The sequence below is a fragment of the Psychrobacter sp. P2G3 genome (assembly GCF_001593285.1).
GTDB lineage: Bacteria > Pseudomonadota > Gammaproteobacteria > Pseudomonadales > Moraxellaceae > Psychrobacter.
Genome location: NZ_CP012529.1, coordinates 3,026,234 through 3,042,827, shown reverse-complemented (window position 1 = coordinate 3,042,827; position 16,594 = coordinate 3,026,234). Strand labels below are relative to the sequence as shown.

At 43.7% G+C, this 16,594-nt stretch carries 11 protein-coding genes, 2 tRNA genes and 3 rRNA genes; 12 read left to right on the top strand and 4 right to left on the bottom strand.

The window, feature by feature from the left end:
- Window positions 1–172 precede the first annotated feature (172 nt).
- Complete coding sequence (locus AK823_RS12440; RefSeq protein ID WP_068329604.1) at window positions 173–1,129, bottom strand: alpha/beta hydrolase; 957 nt, start codon at window positions 1,127–1,129, stop codon at window positions 173–175.
- A 189-nt stretch (window positions 1,130–1,318) separates the two neighbouring features.
- Between AK823_RS12440 and AK823_RS12435 the strand changes: the two genes are divergently transcribed.
- Window positions 1,319–1,999: a hypothetical protein gene (locus AK823_RS12435; protein ID WP_068329601.1), complete on the top strand. Its 681-nt coding sequence runs from the start codon at window positions 1,319–1,321 to the stop codon at window positions 1,997–1,999.
- 47 nt (window positions 2,000–2,046) lie between these two features.
- Here the strand turns inward: AK823_RS12435 and AK823_RS12430 are convergent, their stop codons facing one another.
- Together AK823_RS12430 and upp are read right to left on the bottom strand one after the other, a co-directional pair.
- On the bottom strand, window positions 2,047–2,799 hold the full coding sequence (locus AK823_RS12430; protein WP_068329599.1) for an SDR family NAD(P)-dependent oxidoreductase: 753 nt from the start codon (window positions 2,797–2,799) through the stop codon (window positions 2,047–2,049).
- A gap of 126 nt (window positions 2,800–2,925) precedes the next feature.
- Window positions 2,926–3,573 (bottom strand): uracil phosphoribosyltransferase, encoded by a 648-nt coding sequence (upp, locus tag AK823_RS12425; RefSeq protein ID WP_068038182.1) that lies wholly within the window; start codon window positions 3,571–3,573, stop codon window positions 2,926–2,928.
- A gap of 394 nt (window positions 3,574–3,967) precedes the next feature.
- Between upp and AK823_RS12420 the strand changes: the two genes are divergently transcribed.
- The 11 genes from AK823_RS12420 (at window position 3,968) to AK823_RS12370 (ending at window position 15,963) form a co-directional block, all read left to right on the top strand.
- Window positions 3,968–4,534, top strand: a complete 567-nt coding sequence (locus AK823_RS12420) for a DNA glycosylase (RefSeq protein WP_343286424.1) — start codon at window positions 3,968–3,970, stop codon at window positions 4,532–4,534.
- Window positions 4,535–5,307: 773 nt separating this feature from the next.
- A 16S ribosomal RNA gene (locus tag AK823_RS12415) occupies window positions 5,308–6,846 on the top strand.
- 93 nt (window positions 6,847–6,939) lie between these two features.
- Window positions 6,940–7,016: transfer RNA gene (locus AK823_RS12410), tRNA-Ile, on the top strand.
- Window positions 7,017–7,024: 8 nt separating this feature from the next.
- Window positions 7,025–7,100: transfer RNA gene (locus tag AK823_RS12405), tRNA-Ala, on the top strand.
- A gap of 365 nt (window positions 7,101–7,465) precedes the next feature.
- Window positions 7,466–10,326 (top strand): 23S ribosomal RNA (locus tag AK823_RS12400).
- A 181-nt stretch (window positions 10,327–10,507) separates the two neighbouring features.
- Window positions 10,508–10,622, top strand: a 5S ribosomal RNA gene (gene rrf / locus AK823_RS12395).
- The 16S, 23S and 5S rRNA genes sit together here with 2 tRNA genes alongside, the layout of an rRNA operon.
- Window positions 10,623–11,013: 391 nt before the next feature.
- Window positions 11,014–12,072 (top strand): TRAP transporter substrate-binding protein, encoded by a 1,059-nt coding sequence (locus tag AK823_RS12390; protein WP_068038177.1) that lies wholly within the window; start codon window positions 11,014–11,016, stop codon window positions 12,070–12,072.
- Window positions 12,073–12,093: 21 nt separating this feature from the next.
- A complete protein-coding gene (locus AK823_RS12385; RefSeq protein ID WP_068038174.1) occupies window positions 12,094–12,621 on the top strand; it encodes a TRAP transporter small permease subunit in 528 nt (175 codons plus the stop codon).
- A complete protein-coding gene (locus AK823_RS12380; RefSeq protein WP_068038172.1) occupies window positions 12,618–13,907 on the top strand; it encodes a TRAP transporter large permease in 1,290 nt (429 codons plus the stop codon). Before AK823_RS12385 ends, AK823_RS12380 begins: the two co-directional genes overlap by 4 nt.
- Window positions 13,908–14,259: 352 nt before the next feature.
- A complete protein-coding gene (locus AK823_RS12375) occupies window positions 14,260–15,306 on the top strand; it encodes a 5'-nucleotidase (RefSeq protein WP_068329596.1) in 1,047 nt (348 codons plus the stop codon).
- A gap of 51 nt (window positions 15,307–15,357) precedes the next feature.
- Window positions 15,358–15,963: a rhomboid family intramembrane serine protease gene (locus AK823_RS12370; RefSeq protein WP_068329594.1), complete on the top strand. Its 606-nt coding sequence runs from the start codon at window positions 15,358–15,360 to the stop codon at window positions 15,961–15,963.
- On the opposite strand, the gene AK823_RS12365 is transcribed toward AK823_RS12370, so the two are convergent.
- Window positions 15,960–16,505: a hypothetical protein gene (locus tag AK823_RS12365; RefSeq protein WP_068329591.1), complete on the bottom strand. Its 546-nt coding sequence runs from the start codon at window positions 16,503–16,505 to the stop codon at window positions 15,960–15,962. The genes AK823_RS12370 and AK823_RS12365 overlap by 4 nt on opposite strands.
- Window positions 16,506–16,594 lie beyond the last annotated feature (89 nt).

The window sequence follows — 16,594 nt, the reverse complement described above, 5'->3', positions numbered from 1 at the left end:
TTTGATATTATTATAAAGTTTTTATAATGACGCACCTTTTTGATTTGGTTTTTGGTTAATGAAGGCAAACGTCAGCTTTTTAGTATAAAAGTAGATCGGAGCAATTACTATGACGTGTTGTAAAGTTATAGTGTCGATTATAGAGTTTTTATGTGACAGCGTAATGTTGTGCCTAACCTTCCAAAAATCTCTTTAACACTTTATAAAAGCCAATCGGCTCGTCCATTGGTACCGCATGACCCGCCTTCGGTAAAACAACTTCAATAGCATTAGGTAGCATATAGGTGACTTTCTGCTGCCATTCGGGATCATATAATCTAGAGCGACCACCAATTAAGTTCACTACTGGAATAGTGACTTTTTCTATGACTGCCCGAAAGTCGTAGGGCAGCTCTAAGTAAGCTTGCAAGCAGCGCATCTTGTGTTGCCATGTACTGTGATTATAAAACACCAGCTGATGATCATTTTGATGAGTCAAGAATTGTATGATGGCTTTTGAGCGCGAGCGATTTACTGATAGTAAAGAGAATAGCCGTTCGACATCAGTGACTCGGCGTTTGATAGCAAATGGCAGATGCGTGAAGCTATCAATCTTGGCATAGGGTAGCGTCATATCGACCACGTTATGAAAAATATCAAACACCTCTTGCTGTTTCTCTCCGAACAATCCACCTTGCCAATCAGACTGATTATGGATAGCAGGGCTTTGGTCGATATTTAAATAGTGACTTACCCGCGATATACCAAAACGTTCAAAATATGCCCACATCACTTGAGCGCCCATTGAAATAGCGGCAACAGGTAGAGACTCTATGCTTAGCTCACGGCAAACTTGCTCAATCACTGCGTTAATATCGTCAGCATACTGGCGTACAAAATCAAATTGCGTCAAATTGATAGATTTCGCTTCTCCAAAACCTCTAAAGTGCGGTAAATAGAACTGATATTCGCCCGCGAGCGGTAAGATAAACGGTAAAAACTCACGCGCATCCATGCCGTAAGCATGTAGCATGAGCACAGGTTTGCCTTTACCGATGACTGAGACTGGGAGCGTTATATTGTTAGCAGTAGTGACGTTCATAGTCTGTAATTGGTATTGCATCGGCAGTGTGAGCAGATTTTTTATCATGAAGTGGCTTCATCTCATCTTAATGTTATCAAACTATTTTAATGTCAAAATGCTTAGCACAAAACGTCTTTATATTATTGATAATAGGCTGTTATAGTAAAAACAGTCAGGCTGACCATAGCATAAAAAATGTCTATCAGTGAAGAGTCGTCAAAGTGATGGCTTAATAATGAAAAGGGATATTGGTTTATGAGTAGAGCGACATTATCAGAACTTGATAGTAGCCTTTATCCGCAGGTCTGGATGCAGCAGAACTTTACGGATCCGCATAGTTTATTGATGGCGCTACTAACAGGTGGCCTTGTTTTAGACCCAAAAGACTTTACCAAGCAATTATTAGCAAACGATACTTATCAAGATTGGATTCATGCTTCCGTATTCGGACGTTATATCCAGCGTAGTTTTGCAGCTTTTTATAGCCAGACTGAAGACAATTTTAATATGGATATGCCAGCGCTATTTCGTGCCGAGCTAATGCGTCACGCTCAATATCTACCATTAGGACAAGTATTATTTGTCGCTGGAAATGTGCCCAAAAGCGCACGCTTCGACAAATTATTTACCAGCACCGTCAATCCTGCTACTGCGGTCTTAGGGGCTCAAAAAATTAAGCAGGATGCGCTAAAGTCAGGACGAGAAAACAGTCAAATCTTAATTGTGAATCAGATAAAAGTCGTTGGCAAGCAAGTCGTTGGATTTCCAGTACGTCATAATAAGCGCACGAGCGAACGCACCCGTAATGAAGTATTGGTATTAGAGTTTCATGATTTACGTTTGGTAAATGAGCAGGTTTTAAGTAGTGAGAAGCTAACTAATACGGCGATGCCAAATGACACTGCCGTATTGCTGCGTTATTATGAGTTGCGTTGATATTTTAAATCTACAAAAAATTATAGGCTGGCTTTTCAACTTACTGTCTAGCTGTCTTGCTTAGCAATCGTTAATCCATTATAGGTTTGCGCGACTGGCATCACTTCTAAGCGGTTAACGTTAATGTGAGCAGGAGATTCTATGAGCCAAAGTAAAATATCGCCAATATCTTCTCCAGTCATGGTTTTAAAGCCATCATAAACCTTAGCTGCTTTATCTTCATCACCGTGATAGCGGACGTTTGAAAACTCAGTACCCGCAACATTACCCGGTTCAAGATTGGTCACTCGCACTTGCGTACCTAATAAATCCGCACGCAAGTTCAAGCTAAATTGTTTTACAAATGCTTTAGTAGCGCCATAAACGTTACCACCAAAGTAAGGCCAGCTGCCTGCAATCGAGCCAACATTAATGATATAACCACTATCGCGAGCGACCATCGCTGGCAAGACGGCATGAGTCAGCGCCATCAGACCTTTGATATTGGTATCTGTCATACGCATCCAGTCATCAAGGCTGGCATTTTGGGCAGGCTCTGTACCCAGTGCTAGCCCAGCATTGTTAACCAAGACATCGATTTGACTAAAGCCATCTGGCAAATCGGCGATAATTTGCGGAATAGAGGCAGTATCACTGACGTCCATCACTACGGGTAAGAATAAATCGCCCAAAGTTTCTGCCAAAGCATTAAGTTTATCGATACGTCTGGCACAGCCAATCACACGGTGACCTTTGGCAACCAAACGTTCAGCCAGTGCTTTACCGAAACCAGCGCTTGCTCCTGTAATCAATACGTTCATTTCATATCCTTTTGATGCTGTGTGCTTGTGGCATAATTTTTATGACGAGTATTTGTTTTGGCTTATGTTGTTAGCCCAACTGTCTTGGCTTAATAGTTGCTATCTTAACTGCGGTTCAATCGATAGTTACCTATTTGATAATTGCTTACCAAAGATTTTATCACCTGCATCGCCAAGACCTGGAATGATGTAACCGTGCTCATCTAAATGACTGTCTAGTGCGGCGGTATAAATGGTCACGTCAGGATGCGCTTCATTCACCAAGCGTACGCCCTCAGGTGCAGCAACTAACACTAAGGCTTTAATATTGGTACAGCCATTTTTCTTTAGCATCTCAATAGTCGCTACCATCGAACCACCCGTTGCTAACATTGGATCAATGATAAGAGCAGGACGTTTGTCCATGTGGCTGACGAATTTTTCAAAAAATGGTACTGGTTGCAAGGTCTCTTCGTCGCGCTGCAAACCCACGACAGAGATTTTTGCAGTAGGAATCAAATCGAGCACCCCGTCCAACATGCCAATACCAGCACGTAGAATAGGTACAATCGTTGCCGTCTTACCGATAATTTGCTCACCAGTGATCTCACCACACCAGCCTTCCATCGGGAACGTTTCAATTTCAAAATCGCGGCTTGCCTCATAAGCCATCAAACGTGCAAGTTCTTTAGTTAGCGTACGGAACTTATAAGTACTACAGTCTTTTTCGCGCATGAGGCTGAGTTTATGACGGACTAACGGATGCTCAATTACAGTAATTTTTAAGTCGCTCATAAGTATTCTCTTGGTTTTTGGTCTGATGCTTGCGCAGTAACTGCGATTGCTATTAGTATAAAAGATACAAACACTTACTGCACATTAACCCTATATTTAGCCCATAAATAGTAAGCTTAATACTCTAATAATAAAGCGGGCCAAATGCATTTACAACGAGGTTAGTTTTATTTAAGTCGACCACATTTGACTATCATAGCGCCATAACAAGTGAAGCAGTGTTTAGACCTGCTATGATACCAAAAAAACCGCTTTTCTGATGAAGAATATTATGACCAAACAACTATCAAGCACCCAGAATGAAACAGCTCCTAGCTCAGTAACGCTAGAGATACCAGCAGCAAAAATAGAAACCCATCCGTTTGGTCCTGTTTTACCACCCAATGCCACGGTGATGATGATGGGAACTTTTCCACCGACAGCTGACAAATGGGCCATGAGTTTTCATTATCCTAATTTTTATAATGATATGTGGCGTATTTACGGGCGCGTGTTTTTTGATAATGCCAATTATTTTAGAGTCGGCGATGAAAAACGCTTTGATCCTGAGCGTATTCGCGACTTTATGTTCGAGCGCGGTATCGCTTCTTGTCCGACAGTAAAACAAGCTATTCGTGAAACGGGCAATGCCTCGGATAAGAACTTAACCGTTGTAACGCCTGTTGATTTAGACAATATCTTGCTACAAGTACCAAAGGTGCAGACCTTATTTACGACAGGAGGCAAGGCAACAGAGGTATTACTTAACTTATTAGCTAAGCCACCTGCCAAGTCGAAGTATCCTAAGACCAATCAAAGTATGGATTATCCTTACCAATGGCAAAACGACCATAATAAAAAAACTGATATTAATAGTCTTACCTTATATAGGTTGCCTTCAACTTCGCGCGCCTATCCTTTAGCGTTAGATAAAAAAGTCGCTGCCTATAAAGAATTTTTTAAAAAGATTGGCAAGCTATAAAAAGTGTCATATATAGAAGGCTTTTATATAGAAGAGGTGAGCGATTTTAAGAAACAAAGGCCAGTTATGATAAAGGTAAAACTATTTTTGACGCTAACTGACTGATAAACAAGTAGTATTAATAATAAGGCTAGATAATCTCTAAAATAGCAGACAAAGCCCCTTGACGCTCAGCTGAAACCGCGTATAATGCGTCCCAGTCGGAAGGGAAGGTAGTTTGAGAAGTGGTTCACCACTTATTAAGAACGCTTCTAGGTAAGTTACTTTTAATTCAGTTTAAAATAAAATAATTTACTGCTTGACACTTCGTTAAAAGCGTCTATAATACGCCCCTCAATGAGACAAACGGTAATGATTGCAGTGTATTATTACACAACAATAACCCAATTAACTTATTGAAACGAAACAAAATAAAAGCTTGACAGATCAAATCATTATGATATGATAGTCAGCTCGCTTCAAGGCATAACCCATATGGTTTAAGTCAATGAAGTGGAAAGCAATACCCTATATATCAACTACTGGACGACAGTAGATTGACACTATTTAAAAGCATAACTAAAGAACAACTTGTGTGGATTTTTGCTGATTCAGAATGCTAAAAAATAAAGTTGACTATCTTTTCTTTTCGGGAAGATTATTAACTATAAAAATTATCATTTAAGACAGCAGAAAAACTCAAAGTTAATTCATTACGAACATAATTTTTAGCGATTTGCCAGATTAAATGAGCCAAGTTTAGAAGTCTCTTTAAAGGACTTCATAGCAAGATTAAACTGAAGAGTTTGATCATGGCTCAGATTGAACGCTGGCGGCAGGCTTAACACATGCAAGTCGAGCGGTAACATTTCTAGCTTGCTAGAAGATGACGAGCGGCGGACGGGTGAGTAATACTTAGGAATCTACCTAGTAGTGGGGGATAGCTCGGGGAAACTCGAATTAATACCGCATACGACCTACGGGAGAAAGGGGGCAACTTGTTGCTCTCGCTATTAGATGAGCCTAAGTCGGATTAGCTAGATGGTGGGGTAAAGGCCTACCATGGCGACGATCTGTAGCTGGTCTGAGAGGATGATCAGCCACACCGGAACTGAGACACGGTCCGGACTCCTACGGGAGGCAGCAGTGGGGAATATTGGACAATGGGGGCAACCCTGATCCAGCCATGCCGCGTGTGTGAAGAAGGCCTTTTGGTTGTAAAGCACTTTAAGCAGTGAAGAAGACTCCGTGGTTAATACCCACGGACGATGACATTAGCTGCAGAATAAGCACCGGCTAACTCTGTGCCAGCAGCCGCGGTAATACAGAGGGTGCAAGCGTTAATCGGAATTACTGGGCGTAAAGCGAGCGTAGGTGGCTTGATAAGTCAGATGTGAAATCCCCGGGCTTAACCTGGGAACTGCATCTGATACTGTTAGGCTAGAGTAGGTGAGAGGAAGGTAGAATTCCAGGTGTAGCGGTGAAATGCGTAGAGATCTGGAGGAATACCGATGGCGAAGGCAGCCTTCTGGCATCATACTGACACTGAGGCTCGAAAGCGTGGGTAGCAAACAGGATTAGATACCCTGGTAGTCCACGCCGTAAACGATGTCTACTAGTCGTTGGGTCCCTTGAGGACTTAGTGACGCAGCTAACGCAATAAGTAGACCGCCTGGGGAGTACGGCCGCAAGGTTAAAACTCAAATGAATTGACGGGGGCCCGCACAAGCGGTGGAGCATGTGGTTTAATTCGATGCAACGCGAAGAACCTTACCTGGTCTTGACATATCTAGAATCCTGCAGAGATGCGGGAGTGCCTTCGGGAATTAGAATACAGGTGCTGCATGGCTGTCGTCAGCTCGTGTCGTGAGATGTTGGGTTAAGTCCCGCAACGAGCGCAACCCTTTTCCTTAGTTACCAGCGGGTTATGCCGGGAACTCTAAGGATACTGCCAGTGACAAACTGGAGGAAGGCGGGGACGACGTCAAGTCATCATGGCCCTTACGACCAGGGCTACACACGTGCTACAATGGTAGGTACAGAGGGCAGCTACACAGCGATGTGATGCGAATCTCAAAAAGCCTATCGTAGTCCAGATTGGAGTCTGCAACTCGACTCCATGAAGTAGGAATCGCTAGTAATCGCGGATCAGAATGCCGCGGTGAATACGTTCCCGGGCCTTGTACACACCGCCCGTCACACCATGGGAGTTGATTGCACCAGAAGTGGATAGCTTAACCTTCGGGGAGGCGTTCACCACGGTGTGGTTGATGACTGGGGTGAAGTCGTAACAAGGTAGCCGTAGGGGAACCTGCGGCTGGATCACCTCCTTATAGATGGCATTCGGTCAGCAAGAATTCACAACAAGTTGTTCTTTAGTTTAAGCTAGTTTATTAAAGCCTAGGCGTGATATATATGCGCTCTATAGGCCTGTAGCTCAGCTGGTTAGAGCACCGTGTTGATAACGCGGGGGTCGGCAGTTCAAGTCTGCCCAGGCCTACCATTATTTCAGGGGCCATAGCTCAGTTGGTAGAGCGCCTGCCTTGCACGCAGGAGGTCAACGGTTCGACTCCGTTTGGCTCCACCATATAATAAACTATTCTTTAGTATGCAAATAAATAAGTAGATGTATAAATAGAAACAAGTGATTCAGCCAATAGGTATTGATTACTTCTTTCTGTTTTATACAGAATCTGTGGCTCGACGAGAGCACAGAGACTATTTAAAAACATAGATATGAGTCTGGGTTAGGAACACGTGTTCACGCGTTGTTCCTAACCTTAATAATCGACCTCTTAACGACATCAGTTGTTATCCCAGGGGTTGATTATTAAAAAAGTAAAGAGAACTGAATCAAGCGTATAAACATAGGTGATATCGTTATCATAATTAGATTGTAGAACACTTAGGAATCTAACTCTATTTATAGAGAAAGACTACTTGGGGTTGTATGGTCAAGTAATGAAGCGCACATGGTGGATGCCTTGGCAGTCAGAGGCGATGAAAGACGTGACAGCCTGCGATAAGCTTCGGGGAGGCGGCAATATCCTGTGATCCGGAGATTTCTGAATGGGGAAACCCACTTACCATAAGGTAGGTATCTTGTACTTGTACAAGAAGCGAACGAGGGGAAGTGAAACATCTCAGTACCCTTAGGAATAGACATCAAATGAGATTCCCCAAGTAGCGGCGAGCGAACGGGGAGAAGCCGATTAGTGCTAATGTAGAAGAACAGCGTGGGAAAGCTGACCGTAGTAGGTGATAGTCCTGTATTCGAAACATTAGCGTTAACATATTAAGTAGAGCGGGACACGAGAAATCCTGTTTGAAGATGGGGGGACCATCCTCCAAGGCTAAATACTCCTGACTGACCGATAGTGAACCAGTACCGTGAGGGAAAGGCGAAAAGAACCCCTGTGAGGGGAGTGAAATAGAACCTGAAACCGTGTGCGTACAAGCAGTGGGAGCCTTAATTTATTAGGGTGACCGCGTACCTTTTGTATAATGGGTCAGCGACTTATGTTCTGTAGCAAGGTTAACCGTTTAGGGGAGCCGTAGGGAAACCGAGTCTTAATAGGGCGTTTAGTTGCAGGGCATAGACCCGAAACCGAGTGATCTATCCATGAGCAGGTTGAAAGTGCCGTAACAGGCACCGGAGGACCGAACCCACTGTCGTTGAAAAGCCAGGGGATGACTTGTGGATAGGGGTGAAAGGCTAATCAAACTCGGTGATAGCTGGTTCTCCCCGAAAGCTATTTAGGTAGCGCCTCGGACGAACACCATTGGGGGTAGAGCACTGTTTCGGCTAGGGGGTCATACCGACTTACCAAACCGATGCAAACTCCGAATACCGATGAGTGATATCCGGGAGACACACAGTGGGTGCTAACGTCCATTGTGGAGAGGGAAACAACCCAGACCGCCAGCTAAGGCCCCAAATTCCTAGTTAAGTGGGAAACGAGGTGGGAAGGCATAGACAGCTAGGAGGTTGGCTTAGAAGCAGCCATCCTTTAAAGAAAGCGTAATAGCTCACTAGTCGAGTCGGCCCGCGCGGAAGATGTAACGGGGCTCAAACTAGGAGCCGAAGCTGCGGATTTGAATTTGTTTTCAAGTGGTAGGGGAGCGTTGTGTAAGCCTGTGAAGGTGTATCGTAAGGTATGCTGGAGGTATCACAAGAGCGAATGCTGACGTGAGTAACGATAATGCGAGTGAAAAGCTCGCACGCCGGAAGATCAAGGGTTCCAGTCCAACGTTAATCGGGGCTGGGTGAGTCGACCCCTAAGGCGAGGCCGAAAGGCGTAGTCGATGGGAAATCGGTTAATATTCCGATACTTGTTTATAATGCGATGGAGGGACGGAGAAGGTTATGTCAGCCTGGCGTTGGTTGTCCAGGTGAAAGGATGTAGGTTTATAGCTTAGGTAAATCCGGGCTATTTCATACCGAGATCTGATAGCAAGCTGTACTTGTACAGCGAAGTGGCAAATACCATGCTTCCAGGAAAAGCTTCTAAGCAATAGTTATAAACGAATCGTACCCTAAACCGACACAGGTGATCAGGTAGAGAATACCAAGGCGCTTGAGAGAACTCTGCTGAAGGAACTAGGCAAAATGGTACCGTAACTTCGGGAGAAGGTACGCTGTTGATGGTGATAGGACTTGCTCCTTGAGCTGTTGGCAGTCGCAGATACCAGGCTGCTGCAACTGTTTATTAAAAACACAGCACTCTGCAAACACGAAAGTGGACGTATAGGGTGTGATGCCTGCCCGGTGCTGGAAGGTTAATTGATGGGGTTAGCGTAAGCGAAGCTCTTGATCGAAGCCCCAGTAAACGGCGGCCGTAACTATAACGGTCCTAAGGTAGCGAAATTCCTTGTCGGGTAAGTTCCGACCTGCACGAATGGCATAATGATGGCAGCGCTGTCTCCAGCAGAGACTCAGTGAAATCGAAATCGCAGTGAAGATGCTGTGTACCCGCGGCTAGACGGAAAGACCCCGTGAACCTTTACTACAGCTTTACATTGAACTTTGACCTGACTTGTGCAGGATAGGTGGGAGGCTTTGAAGCCGAGACGCTAGTCTCGGTGGAGCCAATCTTGAAATACCACCCTGGTCATGTTGGGGTTCTAACTCAGGTATAACAATACCGAGGACAATGTATGGTGGGTAGTTTGACTGGGGCGGTCTCCTCCTAAAGAGTAACGGAGGAGTACGAAGGTGCGCTCAGACCGGTCGGAAATCGGTCGTAGAGTATAAAGGCAAAAGCGCGCTTAACTGCGAGACCCACAAGTCGAGCAGGTACGAAAGTAGGTCTTAGTGATCCGGTGGTTCTGTATGGAAGGGCCATCGCTCAACGGATAAAAGGTACTCTGGGGATAACAGGCTGATACCGCCCAAGAGTTCATATCGACGGCGGTGTTTGGCACCTCGATGTCGGCTCATCTCATCCTAGGGCTGAAGCAGGTCCTAAGGGTATGGCTGTTCGCCATTTAAAGAGGTACGCGAGCTGGGTTTAGAACGTCGTGAGACAGTTCGGTCCCTATCTACCGTGGGCGTTGGAAATTTGAGAGGATCTGCTCCTAGTACGAGAGGACCAGAGTGGACGAACCTCTGGTGTTCGGGTTGTCACGCCAGTGGCATTGCCCGGTAGCTACGTTCGGATGGGATAACCGCTGAAAGCATCTAAGCGGGAAGCCCACCTCAAGATTAGATTTCCCTAAAGAGCCGTTCAAGACTAGGACGTTGATAGGCAGGGTGTGGAAGCACAGCGATGTGTGTAGCTAACCTGTACTAATTGCTCGTTTGGCTTGACCATACAACACCCAAGTGGTTTGTATACAAGTCTAATTAATCTATCTTGTATGAGCTGTAGTGGCTTATAAAGTAAGAATATTTCGATATCACCTTAAACCTTGATTCAGTTAGGTTTATGTTGACAGGCCTCAAGTAATATTGAAGTCATAATAACAACAACAGACTCATATCTAACCCCCTTTGCTGACGACAATAGCACGATGGCCCCACCTGATCCCTTCCCGAACTCAGAAGTGAAACATCGTTGCGCCAATGGTAGTGTGGGTCCGCCCATGTGAGAGTAGGTCATCGTCAGCTCTCTATTCCTGAAAACCCCCCGACTAGTTATCTAGACGGGGGGTTTTCTTTGTCTGGCTTATTAATAGCTTCTATTATTTAAAAACCTCATTATATCCAATGATTACATATCGAGTTTAAAAAAATAAACTGATTATGTCTATTTAATTTTATGGGATACTTCGATTATTCAGCTAAAATGATTTGACTTATATCATTATAACTGATAATTTTAAAGAGTATTTTTATTTATAAGCTATAACAAGTATCTCGTAACGTTATAGGAAAGTATTGTTTATGTAATGGATTTCGAATAAACTCTTAATAGTGTTACAAACAGAGTTTTATAATTAATTGGTTATTAAATATAAAGTCTTACTCCCTTTCACGTGATTATCAAAAGGAATTGATAATGAAGTTAGCTCCTCTTTTTTCAATAGGTGCATTGGCAGCCATGAGTCTTATTGGTTGTTCTAATCAAACGTCTGATAATGCTGATACTTCATCAGCTGCTTCTGAAGAAACTACTGTTCTGCGTTTTTCACATTTTTGGCCAGCTACATCTTCTATTAGTACAGAAGTATTTGAGCCTTGGGCTAAACAAATAGAAACAGATTCTAATGGCCGTCTAAAAGTTGAGTTGTATCCATCAGCTGGTCTTGCTAAAGCCGATGTGACTTATGAATCTGCTGCTAAAGGTACGATAGACATTGGTTCGCAAGCACATGGCTATACTAATGGTCGTTTCCCTCTAACTCAGATTACTGAGCTTCCTGGTTTATCTAATTCAGCTACTCAAATGGGCTGTATGTTACAAACCTTATATGATGATGGGACGCTTGCTGGTGAATATGAAGATTCGCATCTATTATTTATGTATGGTGCTGGACCTGGCTCTCTGCATACTACAGACAAGTTGATTCGTACACCAGCAGATATGAAGGGTATGCGTATCCGTCGTCCTTCTGCAGTTGCTGGTGACATTATTGAAAGTGCTGGCGCTTCACCTGTAGGGTTACCTGCTAATGACATGTATACCTCTTTACAACGTGGTGTTGTTGATGGTTTGAGTTTCCCTTGGGAGGCAGTCACAGCTTTCAAAATTGATGAAATAACGAAGTATCATACTAATATTCCTTTTTATAGTTCAGCTCTTATGGTCACTATGAATAAGGACAAATATGAAAGTCTGCCAGATGATTTGAAAAAGGTTCTTGATAAAAACTCAGGTATGGCACTTGCCAATAAAGTCGGTGAAGTATTTGACAAGCATGATCAGATGGCAATACAAGCGGCTAGAGATAAAGGTGATGAAATTGTCGAAATCCCTGATCCACTTAACGATCCTGACTGGAAAGGTCCGCTTGAAAAAGGAACACAGAAATATCTTGCTGATGTCAATGCTTTAGGCTTGGATGCCGATGGTGTTTATGAAAAAGCCAAAGCCGCCAGTGCCGCCTGCAAAGTTTAACCCATTAAAGGCAGTCCCCTTATGGCATTTTTAATCAAAATCAGCACCCTCATCTCCAGACTGTGCCAGTTTATTGGTGGCGTCAGTCTGGTCATCATCGTCTTAACCACCATGCTAGACGTCATTGCCCGCTATGTCTTTAAGCTTACGGGCGGTGAGTTTGGCTTTACCGTCAAAGGCAGCGTCGAGATCGTCTCCTACTTCATGTTGTTTGCGCTCCTTGGCGCCTTTGCCGCCTTTGTCGAACGCTCACAAATCATCGTCGACGTCTTTACCCAAAAAATGTCCCAAGCCATGAAAGGTTACATGATGGGCACCTTTATGATGGGCTTCTTTATTATCGGCATCGTCTTCACTTGGGGACTGTATGAAAGCGCCATTGACGCCATAGAATACGGCAAAGTCACCCAAGACCTGCGCATCTCCATGATGCCCATCTACGCCATCAGCGCCTTCTTAAGTCTACTGCTGGCCATACGCTCACTAATCGAATCCATCAACATCTTTAAAACGGGCGAGTTCTTTGACGCCGAGGAGACAGGCGCATGAGTCCAGAAACTATCGGAGCCATCGGCTTACTTGTCATGATTTTATTGGTGGTGGTTCGTGTCCCCGTCGCCCTTGCCATGTTAGGCGTCGGCCTGGTCGGCTTTGGCGCCGTCACCTCCACAGGGGGCGCTTTGCAAATGCTCAAAGACATCCCCGTCGACGTCTTAGCAAAGTATGACTTTAGTGCCATTCCTTTATTTATCTTAATGGGGGTCTTTGCCACCCATTCTGGTATGGCAGGCAAACTCTTTGAAGCCACCCGTACCATCTTTGGCGGGGTTAGAGGCAGCCTAGGGATTGCCGGTATTGGCTCCTCCGGCATCTTTGCCTCCATCTCAGGATCATCCCTAGCTACCGCCTCTACCATGACCAAAGTGGCCCTGCCGCAAATGGAGAAGTACGGCTATCAGCCAGGCTTTGCCTGCGGCATCTTAGCGGCGGGTGGTACCCTCGGTATTATGATCCCGCCCAGTATTGCCTTACTGGTCTATGCCATCTTAACTCAGCAGTCAGTCGGTGACATGTTTATCGCAGGCTTCCTGCCTGGCATGCTTGGCATGGTGATGTACTCAATCACTGTCATGATTATGGTGCGCTGGAAACCGCATTTAGCCCGTCGCGGAGAGCCAACCTCTTGGAAAGCCAAACTGTTATCACTGACAGGTTTGATCCCCTTTAGCTTTATCTTTATCGTCATTATTGCCGGTATTTTCTTTGGTCTGTTTACCCCAACCGAAGGGGCAGCAGTCGGCGCCTTTGTCTCTTGGGCCTATGCTGCAGCTAAAGGCATGCGTATGCAGGGGCTCAAGCAGTCATTGATTGAAACCTTAGCACTGTCTGCAGTGGTGTTCTTTATGCTGCTCGGGGCAGAAGCACTCGGCTACTTTGTCTCAGTCTCGCGCCTGTCTTATTCGTTAGCGACGTGGATTGGGGGACTGGCAGTTAGTCCAATGATTGTTCTCATCTGCATCTTATTTATGTACTTCTTACTTGGGCTGTTTATGGATGCCCTAGCAATGCTGGTGATTACCATTCCAGTGGTGTTCCCGATTATTTTAGCGCTCGGCTATGATCCAGTCTGGTTCGGTATCATTGCAGTATTGACGGTGGAGCTTGGCCTCATTACGCCACCGATGGGAATGAATATCTTTGTGATTAAGGCGATGGCGCCGCATATTAAGCTGTCTGATATGTTTCGTGGGGTGGCACCATTCATTGTCTCTGATGTGATTCGACTGGTAATTCTGGTCGCTTTCCCGGCTATCTCTTTGGTGTTGTTGAATTAAAGATTAATGACGCAGATAGACTGAGTAGATAAGTATAAGTATAAGTATAAGTATAAGTATAAGTATAAGTAGGTAAGTATAAGCCTTTAGAATCAAATTGTGTTTTTCGGCCATATTGTTGCAATAACAATATGGCTTTTTTGTGGATTCACTATAAAGTCATTTACTCAGCTGATGCCGCATAAGATTAAAATAAACGTTAGAGCAGATAGTTAACCGTATTTATTACTTTAAACTTACTAACTACATTGTATTGCCGTATCAGTTCTTATGATTATAAGAACATAGAAGATGTAGTAAACTGGATACTTGGAGTTTTGAATGTATAAAAACATTATAAGTAGAGACACTCATGGCAGTTGATTTTAGTAATACTCTGATAGTTGCAATCTCTGCAACCGCGTTATTTGATCTATCAGAATCAGAAACTCATTTATTACAATTATTGCAGCAGCGACCTAATACTGCTGTTAAAGAATTTCGTGATTATATGGCAGCACGTGAGAACGACAATTTAAGTATTGGTGCAGGATATCCGCTCATTAAGGCATTGCTTAATCTAAACCAATATAGTCGTCAACACACAGATTTAGACATTGAAGCACCTCTAGTTGAAGTAGTTATTGTCTCTAAAAGTAGCCCTGATACTGGTATTCAAGTATTAAACGCTATTCGTGAATATAAATTAAATATATCGCGCTCAGCTTTTATTTCGGGTAGTCCAGTCGCCCCCTATATTGCTGATTTCAACGTTGATTTGTTTTTGACAACCAATCGTGATGATGCCCAGCAAGTTGCAGATGCTAATATCTGTGCTTGTGCAATACTTGATGCGACTCCTGTAAATACCTATGAGCTTGACACTGAACAGCTGCGTATTGCTTTTGATGGTGACGCAGTGCTGTTTGATGATTCAGGGGAGTTACTATATAAGCAAAAAGGGTTACGTGCTTTTCATGAACGTGAAGCACAAATGCATGATTTGCCTATTGAGAAAGGCCCATATGCTGAGTTGTTAATTAAGCTCTCAAGCTTACAAGAACGACTACCAGCACGACTACATCATTGTCCGATAAAGATTGCACTAGTCACTGCACGTAATGCACCTGCCGACTTGCGAGCTATCAAGACGCTACGTGAGTGGGGAGTAGATGTCGATATGGCATTTTTTTTAGGAGGGCTTGAAAAGACAGCAGTACTCAAAACCTTTGCGCCCCATATCTTTTTTGATGATTCTATTCAGCATATCGATGCTGCGCGTAGCTTTGTGCCTACAGCATTGGTGCCTTATCATTCAGAGTCGTTATTACACGCTAACAGCTATTTAACGGCCAGTAAAGATGCTTCATCGCTGTCTTTTACACCTGTGCAGCATCCTTCTTCTTTAGTAGACCAATAATATGAAAATGTTTCAATCTAGAGCAATAAAGACTAAAGGAAAAGATAAGAGATGAATTGGCGACAATTATTAACGTTGGTTATGGTTCGGCTTAAGCAGGTTGTTGGTTTATATGCGTTTGTACTAGTGCCGATATGGGGCATGTTTTTTTTGAATAAAGTTGCCCTATTTGGTATGTGGAACATTTTCGGTATCGTGCCACGTGCATTAGATATAGGCAGTATGATCGGTGTATTTGCCTCATGGACAATGCACGGAAATTTCGCCCATCTATTAGGCAATACGTTAACGTTATTACAGATTTTGTTTTTGTTTGGTCTATTTGAAAATAATGCCTATCGCACGGTTCTAAAGCTGATCGTCGCTTCGGGGTTAGTGACTTGGATCATTGGCTCACCATTATCCATTCATATCGGCGCATCAGGGCTTTGTTTCGCTATGCTTGGTTACATGATAGGAGGGGCAGTATTTGCTCGGCGTTGGGGATATTTGCTTGCATGCATTATCATGGGAACAGGCTATTGGCTCACTATCAAGCAAGGCTTAATGCCACAATCTGGTATCTCATTTGCGGCGCACTTCGGTGGTTTATGCGCCGGTTTACTGCTAGGAGCGAACTCAAAGCATGCTTATACAAGTATGAGTGATCGTTATTAGACTTTATTTGAGCACAAACTAATAAATAACGGATCATCTGTCGTCAATTCTCGCCATGCAGTAGTCTTTTTTACATGCTCATCAATTGTAAGCTTACTACCTTTCTCTGGTAGCACATAATCTGCACGTGCAGGAGTGTTGCAGTCTACGACTTGTGCAATCTTTTGCACACTTCTACGTCTTTCAAACAGATATAAATTAACCAAATATACATTTGGATTATCTACTTGTACGCTGGCATTACCAGTATCTGCTGCTATAAAGCGTAATATCTGTGGTTTAGCATAAGACCATGGACGGAACCATTCTGTACTTTCAGCTGTTTTGACAACGTTCACACCTGCAGGTAGCTTACTCACTTGTTGATCGTACCAGTTATACTCTTGATGTATTTGAAAGCCAAAAATACCAATAGCGGCAAATAAAGGAATCAGCCATTTTGGTGCGCGTTTGCCAGCCAGTTTACTGAGATGAGTTATAACTAGTGCTAATCCAGCCATACCAAATGCAGCAGCGATGGTAGCGATAAACTCAAAAAGCATAAAATCTTCCTTAATGCGATAGGCACGTTTAATTAAACACGTTTAATAAATTAAAAACCTAAAATTATTTATTATAAATATGAGATAAA

Bases quoted from the DNA above. Each gene is read 5' to 3' on its own strand.
- AK823_RS12430 (WP_068329599.1), bottom strand. From the start codon at position 2,799: ATGAACGTATTGATTACAGGAGCAAGCGCTGGTTTCGGTAAAGCACTG.
- AK823_RS12380 (WP_068038172.1), top strand. From the start codon at position 12,618: ATGAGTCCAGAAACTATCGGAGCCATCGGCTTACTTGTCATGATTTTA.
- AK823_RS12390 (WP_068038177.1), top strand. From the start codon at position 11,014: ATGAAGTTAGCTCCTCTTTTTTCAATAGGTGCATTGGCAGCCATGAGT.
- AK823_RS12440 (WP_068329604.1), bottom strand. From the start codon at position 1,129: ATGATAAAAAATCTGCTCACACTGCCGATGCAATACCAATTACAGACT.
- AK823_RS12370 (WP_068329594.1), top strand. From the start codon at position 15,358: ATGAATTGGCGACAATTATTAACGTTGGTTATGGTTCGGCTTAAGCAG.
- AK823_RS12365 (WP_068329591.1), bottom strand. From the start codon at position 16,505: ATGCTTTTTGAGTTTATCGCTACCATCGCTGCTGCATTTGGTATGGCT.
- AK823_RS12375 (WP_068329596.1), top strand. From the start codon at position 14,260: ATGGCAGTTGATTTTAGTAATACTCTGATAGTTGCAATCTCTGCAACC.
- AK823_RS12420 (WP_343286424.1), top strand. From the start codon at position 3,968: ATGATGATGGGAACTTTTCCACCGACAGCTGACAAATGGGCCATGAGT.
- AK823_RS12385 (WP_068038174.1), top strand. From the start codon at position 12,094: ATGGCATTTTTAATCAAAATCAGCACCCTCATCTCCAGACTGTGCCAG.
- upp (WP_068038182.1), bottom strand. From the start codon at position 3,573: ATGAGCGACTTAAAAATTACTGTAATTGAGCATCCGTTAGTCCGTCAT.
- AK823_RS12435 (WP_068329601.1), top strand. From the start codon at position 1,319: ATGAGTAGAGCGACATTATCAGAACTTGATAGTAGCCTTTATCCGCAG.